Source organism: Pseudomonas sp. Emmai (genome assembly GCF_055179735.1).
Genome location: NZ_CM143685.1, coordinates 3,102,212 through 3,114,481, shown reverse-complemented (window position 1 = coordinate 3,114,481; position 12,270 = coordinate 3,102,212). Strand labels below are relative to the sequence as shown.

The following is a 12,270-nucleotide window of genomic DNA, read 5'->3' as shown; positions in this document are numbered from 1 at the left end:
TTGATGCGCCTGAACGCTGAGAATGGCCGATGCTACTAAAGGGCTACTAATGCGTCCATCCGGCCCTCATTTGCCCAAGTTCTGATTCATCAAACCGGGCTGTTGATTGGCGCTCTGCCACTGACGCAAGTTGTCGCAACCCTTGGCGTTGAGTTCAGCGGCGTTACTGCGGGCATCGCAGATCATCGACCACTTCTGCCGCAACGACGGGTACTTGATAAAGTCCACGCGGGTGGGCGGTTCGCAGGCGGATAACAGTGCAGCCGACAGCATGACGGCAACCGATTTCCAGGCAGCCGAATAACTCAGGATTAACTTCATGAGGATCCGTTTTCGGTTAAGGAAAACGCTCTTGGAATTTTTGATCGGGATCTGACAACCGGCCGATTGATCAGGATGTGTGAGCATCCTATGACCTCAATGGCCCTACCACTAGATCCACTTACGGCTCATTTCACAGATCCATTGCCACGCTAACAAACCGCAATGCTCCATTTGTACGCCCCTTTGCAAAAACGAATTCATTGTTCGCCTGCGAGGCTTAGACGCTAAGATGCGACACCATTTTTCCGCCTTACAGGGAGTATCTGCGCATGAGCAGAGGCATCAAAATGCTGTCCGCCGTCGACAGTCAGAATCAACTTCACACGCTTGAGTCACTGCAAATCCGCCACGACAATTCGCAAACGATCCCTGCGTTGTTCTGCAATGGTGGCAACTGCCTGACGCCAGTCAGGTTTGTCCCGAGGGGTTTGCGCAACGCCAGCAGCAACCAGCCATCGGACATCGCCGCATATATTGGGTTGACTGCCGGTGCCACCTCCGGCCACCAACCAGGTTGCCTAAATGATGCGCAGGGAATTCTTAATTCAATCATTGCAAATCAATCAGACCGCAATTTCACCAGCGCCCTCAATAAGGGAAAAACCGACTTGCGTGTGCTGGTGCTGCACAATCGTCTAGGCGGGAAAAAGTTGTCGGGAGCAGCAAACTCAAGCGGTGCAGCCCAAGGCTCCGGACAATCTCGCCAGCCTACCGTTTACCAGGCCACTGACATCCAGATGGACAGCTACCTGCGCACAACGACTGACATACTCAAACTTCGTGAGCGCTGTGAGACCGATGAGGTTCTGCGCGACAACCTGAGGCTGAAGTTTGGTAACAAAGAGATCAGTTGGAGTGAGTTTTTATTCGAGCGCAACCGCTATGCGCAAGCATGGGCAATGCTCAAATCACGCGGCGACCAGTGTCACCCTTTCGCATTAGTAGGCACGGTCGAGGACTTTTCTGCCGTCAAACCCGGGGCGAAGAACAACTTTCTCAACTTGCATCAAGTGAACTACTTCGAAAGCACTACGGGTGAAGTAATGACCTACCCTGTCAGCATCGGCCATAGCGATGCAACCTGGCTACAGCAATATCCCGCGAATACCGAAGTCATCGCCTTCGGCGTTTGGAAGACAGCGAATGTTACCCGCAACAAGGCCCCGAAGAAGCAAGACCCTGAGAAGACGACGACCTACGTCAACCATGGGATGACTCTGTATCTGAAATTCAAGCGACAAGTTGTGGCGGTGTAATCCCCGATCAACACTGCGCATTACAACGTTTTCTGACTGTTGCCGATGGTCCGGGCCTTTTCGATGGCCCAATCAAACGCAGCTTCCATATCCAACAGATGCGGCTTCGGCGCATGGTCTTCCACAATCACCGCGCCGTTCGGCTGGTAGACGCCGATAAACATCTCCAGCGAACCATCCCTCAATATCCTGGCCTTGACCTCGATCTTGCAGCTATTGGACAGGGTTTCCGTGTGGACCATATGGCGCTCGGTCATTACTGCATTCCTCTTCTTATGGATGAACGAATCACGCTTGAGTGATGTTAGCTCAGCGAAAACGGTCGCCAAGACAGCGGCCAAATGCCACCTATACTCCACGCAACCAACCCGCAAAGGATCTGCGCCTCCAACAATAAAAAGCAGAGGTGGAACATGGTCTGGCAGCAAATCTACGACCCGTTCGGCAACCCGGTGTTATCAACCATCATGGCCGCAGTGCCGGTGGTGGTGATGCTGGCCTCCCTGGCGTTTTTCCATGTCAAGGCGCACCTGGCGGCGCTGCTGGCCCTGGCCTCAGCCTTGCTGATCGCCATTTTCGCCTTCGGCATGCCGGCGAACATGGCCGGTACGGCGGCGCTGTTCGGCGCGGCCAACGGGCTGCTGCCGATTGGCTGGATCGTGCTCAACATCATCTTCCTGCACCGACTGACCACCGAGAACGGCTCGTTCAAAGTGCTGCAGGATTCCCTCGCACGCATCACCGACGACCGGCGTCTGCAATTGCTGCTGATCGCCTTCTGCTTCGGCGCATTCTTCGAAGGCGCGGCCGGGTTCGGCACGCCGGTGGCGGTGACCGGGGCGATTCTGATCGGCCTGGGTTTCTCGCCGCTGGCCGCCTCTGGCCTGGCGCTGATCGCGAACACTGCGCCGGTAGCCTTCGGCGCCCTCGGCACCCCGATCATCACCCTGGCCAAGGTCACCGGGCTGGATGAGATGGAGCTGTCGATGATGGTCGGGCGGCAGTTGCCGTTCTTCTCGGTGCTGGTGCCGTTCTGGTTGATCTGGGCCTTCGCCGGTTGGCGCAAGATGCTGGAAATCTGGCCGCCGATTCTGGTGGCTGGGGTCAGTTTTGCCGTGCCGCAGTTCCTCGTCTCCAATTACCACGGGCCGATGCTGGTGGATGTGATCGCCGCGCTGATTTCCATGGCGTGCCTGACCGGATTCCTCAAGGTGTGGAAACCGGCCACCGTGCACACTTCGGCGGCGCTGTCGGGGAGCGTCGACAACTCGAAAATCGACCCGGAGCATGAGCAAAAACCCGAAGCCAGTGCGACGTTTTCCGGGGATGCCAAACCGGCGGTCATGCGCGCGTGGATGCCGTGGATCATCCTCACAGTGTTCGTGTTCGCCTGGGGCACCCAGGGCTTCAAAAACATGTTCGACACCCGCGCCGTGATCGATCCACAAACCCACTCCGCCACCCTCGATCCGCAGGGCAAACCGTTGCGTGAGGCCAATCCGATCTTCTCCCCGGCCCTGACCTTCACCACCCTGCACCAGCAAGTCGAGAAAGTACCGCCGGTCGTATCGACGCCGAAAACCGAGGACGCGATCTACAAGTTCACCTGGTTCACCGCCACCGGCAGCGGCATTTTCTTCGCGGCGATCCTCGGTGGGTTGCTGATGGGTTATTCGATTCCGCAATTGGCGCGCCAGTACCTGCGCACCTTGTGGGTGGTACGGTATTCGTTGATCACCATTGCGGCGATGCTTGCCCTCGGCTACCTCACGCGCTACTCGGGACTGGACGCCACCATGGGCCTGGCCTTCGCCGCCACGGGGATTTTCTACCCGATGTTCGGCACCCTGCTCGGCTGGCTCGGCGTGGCGCTGACCGGTTCCGATACGGCTTCCAACGTGCTGTTCGGCGGCTTGCAACGGGTGACTTCCGAGCAACTGGGGATCAGTCCGGTGTTGATGGCCGCGGCGAACAGTTCCGGTGGGGTCATGGGCAAGATGGTCGATGCCCAGTCCATCGTGGTCGCCTCCACGGCAACCCGCTGGTATGGGCATGAAGGGGAGATTCTGCGTTACGTATTCTTCCACTCCATCGTGCTGGCGATCCTGGTTGGCGGGCTGGTGACGTTGCAGGCGTATGTGGCGCCGTTCAGCCATATGGTGGTGGGCGGGCACTGAGACAACCCGATCCCCTGTGGTGAGGGAGCTTGCGGTGGATCTTTGTTGTGGCGAGGGAGCTTGCTCCCGCTCGGCTGCGAAGCAGTCGTAAAACCGGTGAACGCGGTGTACCTGATACACCGCGGCGACTGCTTTTGGGGCCGCTTCGCGACCCAGCGGGAGCAAGCTCCCTCGCCACAGGTTGTGTGTACGGCTTGCCATTGAGCACCTTGGTTCCAAGCGACAGGGAACCTTCTCACTCGCAGCTTATCCCTTGATAATCGGCTAAGCTTAAAAGGCTGAGCTCGCGCGCCCGGAGGGTATTGATTGGCCGACTCAATCCTCCACAAAACGTCCACCCCAATTGCGAATAGAATGCTAAATTTCCCGGCCGCCCGATTTGCGTTATTGGCCTGCATGTCACTAATCCCGACTGCTGAATATAAATAGCCCTGCCGATGATTCCCAAGGCAGGAGCCGCCTCACCATTTTGCCGCGGCGCCTGGACGTCGCCTTTTCAAGGCACCTATCCATGACGAATTCACCCGACTCGACAACCCAAGTTGCCCAGTCCGAGCAACACCCGCTGCACCCACTCGATTTTGGTGTCGTCGGCATTGGTGCGTCCGCCGGGGGCCTGCAAGCGATCAAATTGTTTTTCGAAAACATGCCCCAGGACAACGGCATGGCGTTCGTGATCATCCTGCACCTGTCGCCGGATCACGAAAGCAGTGCCGACAAGATCATCCAGGAATCGACCCAGATGCCGGTCCTGCAGGTCACCGAAAAGGTGGCTATCGAACGTAACCACGTGTACGTGATTTCTCCCGCCCATCGACTGTCGATGAACGACGGTTACCTTGAGGTCAGCCCCTCCGACCCGCGCCTGGGGCGGACTTGCGCCATCGATCTGTTTTTCCGCGACCTCGCCGATGTGCACCGTGAACGAGCGTTTTGCCTGGTGTTGTCCGGCACCGGTTCGGATGGCGCGGTCGGTTTGTCGCGGATCAAGGAACAAGGCGGCGTGACCCTGGCCCAGGCGCCGGAAGACGCCGAGTTCGACGGCATGCCCCAGGCGGCCATCGACACCCAGATGGTCGACCTGGTACTACCCGTCGTGGAAATGCCGCAAAAGTTGCTGGAGTTGTGGCGCAACGCCAAGGCGATTTCCCTGCCCACGGCCAACGACCCCGATCTGCAAACCATCGCTTCGGTCGCCGAGCGCGACGCGGTGGCGGCCGAACAGTTGTTGCGTGACGTGCTGATCCAGTTGCGCGCCGGCACCGGCCACGATTTCAAGCACTACAAGCGCGCCACCGTGTTACGGCGCATCGAGCGGCGGATGCAGGTCACCGCGCAACCGGACCTGGCCGCCTACTATCGCTATCTGGTGAGCAGCCCCGAAGAAACCAAGGCGTTGCTGGCCGACATGCTGATCGGCGTGACCAATTTCTTCCGCGACCGCGAGGCCTTCGAAGCGCTGGAACGCGACGTGGTGCCGCAACTGGTCAGCGCGGCCATCTCGGCCCACCCGGAAAAAGAAGAAATCCGCATCTGGTCGGCGGGCTGCTCCACCGGCGAAGAGGTTTACAGCCTGGCGATGCTGGTCAACGATCAGATGCAACTGGACTCAAGCCAGGCATCGTTGCAGTTGTTTGCCACTGATATCGACGAGCGTGCCATCAGCATCGGGCGCAGCGGGCTGTACCCGCAAGCGATCATCACCGATGTACCGCCCACGCGATTGCGTCACTATTTCGCCAAAGAAAACCAGCACTACCGGATTCGTAAAGAGCTGCGCGAAAAGGTCCTGTTTGCCAAGCACAGCCTGTTGTCCGATCCACCGTTTTCGCACATGGACCTGATCGTCTGTCGCAATCTGCTAATCTACCTGGACCGCGAGGTCCAACGGGAAATCCTGCAGATGTTCCACTTTGCCCTGCGCCCGGGTGGCTTCCTGTTCCTGGGCACGTCCGAGAGCGCGGATGCCTGCCACGACCTGTTTGCCCCGGTCGACAAACGCAACCGGATCTTCCGGGCCAAGACCGGCACCGGCAGTAGCCGACGCCCCCCGACCATGCCCCGTGGAGGCTATGTGCGAACCGACATTACCCGCCAGCCCCCAACCAGCCAGAAGCCGCGCAAACTGTCGTTTGCCGACATTCACCAACGCGCCCTGGAAAACTCGGCGCCGCCGAGCATGATCGTCGACGCCAATGCCGACATCCTGCACATGAGCGACAGCGCGGGGCGTTTCCTGCGGCATGTCGGCGGCGAGTTGTCGCGCAACCTGTTGACGCTGATCCTTCCGGAATTGCGCCTGGAAGTGCGCACCACACTGTTCCAGGCGCAGCAAGGCAGCCAGATGGTCAAGTCGCGCACGGTGGCGATCAAGCGTGAGGATCGCAGCTACCGCGTCGACCTCGCGGCCCACCCCTACCGTGACGAAGAGTCGGAGAGCGAGTGCGTGCTGCTGATGTTCGAAGAGGTCGAAGTCGACCCGTCGGAAGTCTCGAATTCCACAGTGCTGCAAACCGAAAACCAGGTGCTGTCCAACCTTGAACGGGAACTGCAACGCACCAAATTGCAGTTGCAGGACACCATCGAACAATCGGAAGTCTCCAGCGAAGAGCTCAAGGCCTCCAACGAAGAAATGCAGGCGATCAACGAAGAACTGCGCTCGGCCACCGAAGAGCTGGAAACCAGCAAGGAAGAGTTGCAGTCGATCAACGAAGAGCTGCTGACGGTCAACTTCGAGCTGAAAACCAAAGTCGAAGAAACCGACAAGATCAATGACTACCTGACCAACCTGATCGCCTCCACCGACATTGCCACGGTGTTTGTCGACAGCAGCATGCGCATCAAATGGTTCACGCCACGGGCCACCGATATCTTCAGCATGTTGCCCGTGGACACCGGGCGCTCGCTGCTCGACATCACCCATCGCCTGGACTACGAAGACCTGGCGGGCGACGCGGCGCTGGTGTTCGAATCCTTGAACATGATCGAGCGCGAAGTCAGCAGCACCGACAATCGCTGGTACATCGCCCGCCTCCTGCCTTACCGCTCCAGCGCCGACCACATCGACGGCACCGTGCTGACGTTCATCGACATCACCAAGCGCCATGCCGCCGAAGAAGAGCTGCGCCTGGGTGAAGAACGCATGCGCCTGGTCGCCGAAAGCACCCGCGACTACGCGATCATCACCCTCGATGAACTGGGCATCATCACCACTTGGAACAAAGGCGCGGAATTGATCTTCGGCTACAAAAAATTCGAGGCCGAAGGCGCCTATTACGACTTCATTTTCTCCGAAGAAGATCGTGCTGCCGGCGTACCTGAAACCGAGCTGTCGACGGTGCGCATCAATGGCCGCAACGAAGACGAACGCTGGCACCTGCGCAAGGACGGCAGCCGCTTCTTCTGCAGCGGCGAAGTCACCCTGCTGCGCGGCGACAACCTCCAGGGCTACGTAAAAATTGCCCGGGACCTGACCGGGCACAAGCGCCTGCATGAAGAACAGAACCAGCAACTGGCGGAAACCCAGAGCAGCAGCCATTTGAAGGATGAGTTCTTTGCGGTGATGTCCCACGAACTCAAGCACCCGCTGAACCTGATTCAGCTCAACGCCGAACTGCTGCGGCGCCTGCCGCTGATCAAGTCGACGGCGCCGGCGGAAAAAGCGGTCAACACCATTTGCGACGCGGTGAGCAGCCAGGCCCGGATCATCGATGATCTGCTCGATGTGGCCCGGGTACGCACCGGCAAGCTGCGGCTCAAGCGCAGTGTCGTGGATTTGAACCGGATGCTGCGCGATGTGTATCAGGTGGTGACCAATGCCCATCCTGGCGTCGACGTGACGCTGCAACTGCCTGAAGCGTTGGTCATCGATGCTGACCCGACCCGGGTCGAACAAATCATCTGGAACCTGGTGAACAACGCCCTGAAATTCACCCCGGGAAGTGGCCAGATTCGCTTGATCGCCACCCGCGAAGCGGGCATGGCCCGGCTCGATGTGCAGGACAGCGGAGTAGGTTTGAGCACCGAAAGTCTGGATGAAGTATTCGACCTGTTCGGTCAAGCGGCCAATCAGCACGCGACCCATCACCGTAACGGGTTGGGGATCGGCCTGTCGCTGGTGCGGCAATTGACCGAGGCCCATGGTGGCAGTGTCGAGGTCTCCTCTCCAGGGCTGGGCCTGGGTTGCACCTTTACCGTCCGCCTGCCCTTGAGCCAGCCCCATGACAAAGTGACGCCATCGACCAAGCCCGGCGAACAGTCCGGACGTCTGGCCGGCCTCACCGTGTTGCTGGTGGACGACTCGCGGGACGTGCTGGACACGATGAAGATGCTGCTGGAAATGGAAGATGCCCAAGTCATCGCCTTCGCTGAACCACACCGGGCACTGGAAGCCGCCCAGACCGGGCAATATGACCTGGTGGTCTCCGACGTGGGCATGCCTGGCATGAACGGCTATGAGCTGATGCGCGCCCTGCGTGAACTGCCGCATATCAAGCCGGTGCCAGCGATTGCCTTGACCGGTTATGGCGCGCAAAGCGACGTCGAAAAAACCCGCAAATCCGGTTTCGACCGGCACTTGGGCAAACCGGTGTCCTATGACGCGCTGATCGAGACGATTGAAGAGCTGAGGCAGACGCGATTGGATTGATTTAAATAGATCAGTCCCCTTTTTGAAGACGCCCCCCAAACCTGTGGCGAGGGCGCTTGCTCCCGCTGGGTCGCGAAGCGGCCCCAAAACCAGTCACCGCTATGTACCAGGTACACCGCGTTCACCGGTTTTACGACTGCTTCGCAGCCGAGCGGGAGCAAGCTCCCTCGCCACAGAATCGCTTAGGCCTCTAGACGGCGCGGCTCAAGCACATGAACCATCCAGCACGCATACACCGTCACCCCGATAAACAACCCCATGCGCACCGCAAACGCGGTGTAGACGTCCTTGCCGGCCGCGCTGTCCTGCACCGACTGGCCCAGCAAAATGATCAGCGTGATCAGCGTATTGAGCCAGAACCCCGGGCTGAACCGGGTCGGGCTCAGGGCGTAGAGTTTGCGCGCCAGCACCAGGCCGAACAGCAGCATCCACAGGAAGAACATCCACAGGTGCACGAACAGGCTCAGGGCGCACCAGAACAGGATCGCCAGCACACCGCCCAGTAGCGTCGAACCAAGCAACTCACGCCCGGCGTTGCGCGCGGTGGTGGTGGAGCTTTGCTGACCGAGGCTGACCGCTTTGAGGATGATCGGCAGGTAGCTGGCCGGGTCGATCAGCGCCAGCAGGAACGCCGGCAATACGATCAGCGTGGCGCGCAACGCCACCCGGTCGATGTCTTCGGTGGCGAGCATCGGCGCGGCGGGCGACGGCGGCGCATTGGCTGGCTCGGGAAACAGACCATGACTCAACGTCACCACCAGCACCGCTAGTAGCAAGCCCTTGACCAACGCGCCGATCACCATCGCCGCCAGTTCAAAACTGGCGGTGCCGGCCGCGGAAATCATGGTCAGGCCGATCACCAGAAAGGTCACGATCAGGTTATTGCCACCGCGCAGGCCAAAGCGAAACACCCCAAACAACCCGACACCAATCAGCAGCAATCCACTGGCCGGGTAATAGCGCAGCAACGGCAGCAACAACAAGCCGACGCCGGTGGTCAGCATCGCCACCAGTGCCAGCACCACCCCGGCCTTGAGCGGCAGCGGCTGATTGAGCGTGGCCAGGAACAGCAGCGCCAGCACGGGCGCGAGAAACGGAATCGGCAAGGCCAAGCCGAAACTGGCTGCGAGGCACAGTGCCGTGCCCGTGGCCAGACGCAGAGCACGCTGATCGCGAACCGTGCGCTTAGTAGGCATACGACAGCCAACTCATCACACTCAAGAACACTCGGCCGAGCGGGTTCAACGGATTGCCCGATGCCGGGAACGCCATGACTTCGGCCTGCCCGCCCGCGCGGATCGAACGGCTGTCGCGCAGGGCGTTCAAGGCGTCCTCATCGAACTCGATCACCACCGGAAAGCGCTGGGCCGGACGCAGCCAGTCGCGGCTGTTCTGCACGCTCGGCAAAGTGCCGGGCGTGGTCCCCGGGCCGACACTGACACCGTACCCGACACTGCGCACCCGGCCGCCGAACACTTCGCCGGGCAAGGCATCCAGCACAATGGCCACCCGCGTATCGGGTTTGACCAGGCCGAGGTTGTTCTCGGTCATGTCGGCACTGATCCACACGTCGTGGATCGCGATCAGGGTCATCACCGGGCTGCCGGCGGCGGCGAACTGGCCGACATCGGTGCGCAGGTCGGTGATCAGCCCGGCCGATCGCGCGCCGATGCGGGTGTTGGCCAAATCCAGTTCTGCTTTCGACAACGCGGTCGCGGCGCTACGCAGCACGGCGTTATCCGCCTCGCTGCCGCCCTCCTGCTCTTTGGCCCGCTGCACTTCGGCTTCGGCGGCAGCGACCTGGCTGGAGGCCTGTTCGAGATTGGCCCGCGACACTTCCAGCAGGCGCACCGACACTGTGCCTTTATCGGCGCGGTACAAGCCTTCGAGCCGCTGATTATCCTGGCGCGTCTTGAGTTCGTTGGCCTGGGCTGCGCGCAACGAGGCTTGCGCCGCAGCGATGCCGGCGGTGCTGGCGCCGATTTGGCGCCGGGTCGATTCGAGGTCGGCGCGGGCGCGGTCAACGGCGATCTGGTACGGCTGCGGATCGACCTCGAACAGAATGTCCCCGGCCCGCACGTCCTGGTTGTTGCGCACATTCACCCGGACCACCCGCCCCGCCACTTCCGAGGCCACCGGAATGACAAACGCCCCGACCCGCGCCTGCTGCGTGTAAGGCGTGAAGCGGTCCGCCAGCACGTACCAGGCGAGGCTGAGCAGGATCAGCAGCAACACCCACTTGATGCCTTTCCTGGCCGGATCGGCGGCCGGCGCTGGCGCCTTTGCAACAGGCGCTTCAGTAGAGGGCGGCGCGACTTCACTCATGGTTGTTCACCTTGTCGGACGGGGTAAGACTGGATTCGTCGAGCAGGTCGCCCCAGTCCGTGCGTTTTTCCATTTGCTTTTGCGTGGCGCGATCGAGGATGGGCTGGGCGGCGTACCAGCCACCGCCGAGAGCCTTGTACAGGGCGATCAGATTACTGACGGCATTGCTGCGGCTGACCAGGTAATTGTCCTGTTGTTCGAGCAGCGCCCGTTGCGCATCCAGCACTCGCTGGAAGTCTGAAAAACCTTCGCTGTATTGCGCGCGGGCCAGCACCAGCGAGCGCTGGGCCGCCACCTCGGCCTGGCGCAGGATGCGTTCGCGCTCCAGGGATTGGCTCAAGCCGCTGGCGGCATCGTCGGCTTCACGGGCGGCCTGGCGCACGGTGTCGCGATAGGACTCGATCAACTGCTGCAAACGCGCGTCCTGGACCCGCACGTTGTTGCTGATCTGGCCGTGATCGAACAGGTTCCAGCGCAGGCTCGGGCCGCCGACAACATCCAGGTTGTTCGGCGTGCCGCCCACGGAACTGGCGGTCCAGACGATGCTGCCGAGCAAGGTCAGCGACGGATAAAAATCACTCACGGCCACGCCGATCAGCGCCGATTGCGCGGCGACGTTCAGCTCAGCGGCGCGCACATCCGGGCGACGCAGCAGCAAATTGGCCGGCACGTCCTGCAGCACGGCGCGGTCGAGCAGCGGGATCAGTTCTTCATTGGCCGTCACTTGCGGCAGCTCACCCGGCGCCTGCCCGGTCAGCACCGACAGGGCATTGCGGGTGCGATGCAGTTGGTCTTCGAGGCTGGGGATGCTGGCCAGGGTGCCAAGGTATTGGGTCTTGGCCTGTTGCAGGTCGAGTTCGGCGGTCTGGCCGCTGGCGAACAGCTTGCGCGTAATCTCCAGGCTGCGCTTTTGCTGGTGGGTGTTGTCCCGGGCGACCCGCAGTCGTGCTTCGGTGGTGCGCAGCGAAAAGTAGGTGTCGGCCACCTGGGCGCGCAGCAGCACCAGCACGTCTTCGTAGTTGGCCTGGGCGGCGAAGTAGCTGGCATCCGAGGACTCGATGGCCCGACTGAAACGGCCCCAGAAGTCCAGCTCCCAACCGACATCGAAGCCTTCACTGAATTGCCAGAACCGGCTGTTCTTCGGGTTGCTGCCGCTGTACTGCCGGCGCTGCGCGTAAAGCAGATCGACACTGGCTTGCTGGAATTGCGGGTAACGCCCGGCCTGGGCAATGCCCAATTGTGCCCGGGCTTCCATGACCCGCAGGCCGGCGATTTTCAGGCTGGAATTGTGTGCATCCGCGTCGGTGATCAACTGGTCGAGCACCGGGTCATTGAACACTTGCCACCACTGGCGCAGGTCCGGGCTCGCGCCCCGCTCGCTGGATTGCTCCAGTGCCGGTGTGCTCCAGTGCTTGACCCATTCCTCGCCGGGCGGCTGAAAGTCGGGCCCCACGCGCGCGCAGCCGCCGAGGCCGAGCAGCAGCAGGAGCGGTCCCGACCGGATCAGCATGGCGGCACGTAAAGGCATGGATGGTTTCCC

The 12,270-nt window shown here is 60.9% G+C and carries 8 protein-coding genes; 3 read left to right on the top strand and 5 right to left on the bottom strand.

The genetic code is table 11. The features are described 5' to 3' along the window. Positions 1–66 precede the first annotated feature (66 nt). Positions 67–321: a hypothetical protein gene (locus ACY4LX_RS14330; RefSeq protein ID WP_429514412.1), complete on the bottom strand. Its 255-nt coding sequence runs from the start codon at positions 319–321 to the stop codon at positions 67–69. A 272-nt stretch (positions 322–593) separates the two neighbouring features. Here ACY4LX_RS14330 and ACY4LX_RS14325 point away from each other — a divergent pair, with 272 nt between their 5' ends. Then, positions 594–1,580 carry a hypothetical protein gene (locus ACY4LX_RS14325; RefSeq protein WP_463260305.1) on the top strand — a complete coding sequence of 329 codons (987 nt, stop codon included), beginning with the start codon at positions 594–596 and terminating at the stop codon, positions 1,578–1,580. Between the two features lie 20 nt (positions 1,581–1,600). Here ACY4LX_RS14325 and ACY4LX_RS14320 read toward each other — a convergent pair whose 3' ends face one another. Beyond that, positions 1,601–1,837, bottom strand: coding sequence for a hypothetical protein (locus tag ACY4LX_RS14320; protein ID WP_463260304.1), 237 nt, complete (start codon positions 1,835–1,837; stop codon positions 1,601–1,603). 156 nt (positions 1,838–1,993) lie between these two features. On the opposite strand from ACY4LX_RS14320, the gene ACY4LX_RS14315 reads away from it, so the two are divergent. Then, positions 1,994–3,757 (top strand): L-lactate permease, encoded by a 1,764-nt coding sequence (locus ACY4LX_RS14315; protein ID WP_463260303.1) that lies wholly within the window; start codon positions 1,994–1,996, stop codon positions 3,755–3,757. A gap of 511 nt (positions 3,758–4,268) precedes the next feature. Next, a complete protein-coding gene (locus ACY4LX_RS14310; RefSeq protein WP_463260302.1) occupies positions 4,269–8,405 on the top strand; it encodes a CheR family methyltransferase in 4,137 nt (1,378 codons plus the stop codon). A 182-nt stretch (positions 8,406–8,587) separates the two neighbouring features. Here ACY4LX_RS14310 and ACY4LX_RS14305 read toward each other — a convergent pair whose 3' ends face one another. Genes ACY4LX_RS14305 through ACY4LX_RS14295 form a run of 3 tightly spaced genes read right to left on the bottom strand, consistent with a single transcriptional unit; the run spans position 8,588 to position 12,240 of the window. Next, positions 8,588–9,601, bottom strand: coding sequence for a DUF2955 domain-containing protein (locus ACY4LX_RS14305; RefSeq protein WP_463260301.1), 1,014 nt, complete (start codon positions 9,599–9,601; stop codon positions 8,588–8,590). Further along, the gene (locus ACY4LX_RS14300; RefSeq protein WP_463260300.1) at positions 9,591–10,730 is read right to left on the bottom strand and encodes an HlyD family secretion protein; all 1,140 of its coding nucleotides are present in this window, start codon (positions 10,728–10,730) and stop codon (positions 9,591–9,593) included. The genes ACY4LX_RS14305 and ACY4LX_RS14300 overlap by 11 nt, the downstream gene beginning before the upstream one ends. Then, positions 10,723–12,240, bottom strand: a complete 1,518-nt coding sequence (locus tag ACY4LX_RS14295; protein WP_463260597.1) for an efflux transporter outer membrane subunit — start codon at positions 12,238–12,240, stop codon at positions 10,723–10,725. Before ACY4LX_RS14295 ends, ACY4LX_RS14300 begins: the two co-directional genes overlap by 8 nt. Positions 12,241–12,270 lie beyond the last annotated feature (30 nt).